The following is a 315-nucleotide window of genomic DNA, read 5'->3' as shown; positions in this document are numbered from 1 at the left end:
TCGCTACTGTATTCAAATGGAGACCAATCCATCATCACCATGGGTAACCGTGGATAACGATTTAATACTTCACTTGATGGTGCGCGGGCTTCAGTACACATTAATGACAGCCCATCGACACGCTTTTGTAGCAAGGTTTCAAGGCTAGTATCCATGCGCTCATAGTCTCCTTCGGTGTTGCATAAAATGAGGCTATAGCCTTGTTCATAGCAACTTCGTTCAACACCTCGAACGACTTCAGCATAAAAGGGGTTATTACTGGCGGTAACTAACATCCCTATGGTACGTGTGCAGTTCATTTTTAAACTACGAGCT

General features: G+C 44.1%; 1 pseudogene. It reads right to left on the bottom strand.

Going from position 1 to position 315, the window contains the following annotated elements:
• Positions 1 to 275, bottom strand: a pseudogene (locus GYB81_RS25115) (LacI family transcriptional regulator); the annotation flags it as partial.
• Positions 276 to 315: the final 40 nt, after the last annotated feature.

It is taken from the genome of Pseudomonas yangonensis, assembly GCF_009932725.1.
Classification (GTDB): Bacteria; Pseudomonadota; Gammaproteobacteria; order Pseudomonadales; family Pseudomonadaceae; genus Aquipseudomonas; species Aquipseudomonas yangonensis.
Note: the sequence above shows the minus strand (reverse complement) of the source record. Positions and strands in the feature narration are given on the sequence as shown.